This window comes from Marinimicrobium sp. UBA4509 (genome assembly GCF_002388575.1).
Taxonomy (GTDB): Bacteria; Pseudomonadota; Gammaproteobacteria; order Pseudomonadales; family Cellvibrionaceae; genus Marinimicrobium; species Marinimicrobium koreense.
The window spans coordinates 23,881-24,284 of the sequence record NZ_DGMV01000088.1 but is presented as its reverse complement, the minus strand read 5'-3'; the positions used below and the strand labels follow the sequence as shown (position 1 = coordinate 24,284).

General features: G+C 67.3%; 1 protein-coding gene. It reads right to left on the bottom strand.

The genetic code is table 11. The annotated features are described in order from the left end of the window. Positions 1-404 (bottom strand): zinc-binding dehydrogenase (locus B3520_RS17010; protein WP_286876472.1); only part of this gene is annotated, 404 nt, incomplete at both ends.

Genomic DNA, 404 nt, shown 5'->3' with positions numbered 1-404 from the left:
TAGTCGCCGCCGACCATGTCCAGAATCACGTCGGCGCCCTGGCCGTCGGTGAAGGCTTTGACCTCGGTGACAAAATCCGCTTCGCGGTAGTTGATCGCCCGGTCCGCGCCCAGCGCCAGGCAGGCGTCGCACTTTTCAGGGCTGCCGGCGGTCACTATGACCCGGTGATCCAGGGCCTTGGCCAGCTGGATGGCGGTGGTGCCGATGCCGCTGGCGCCGCCGTGGATCAGTAGGGTTTCGCCCGGCTGCAAGCGGGCCCGCTGCCATAGGTTGTGCCATACGGTGAACAGGGTTTCCGGCAGTGCGGCGGCGTCTTCCAGGTCTAGCCCCTCGGGTACCGGTAGGCATTGATCCGCCGGGGCGACGGCGTATTCGGCGTAGCCGCCGCCGTTGACCAGAGCGCA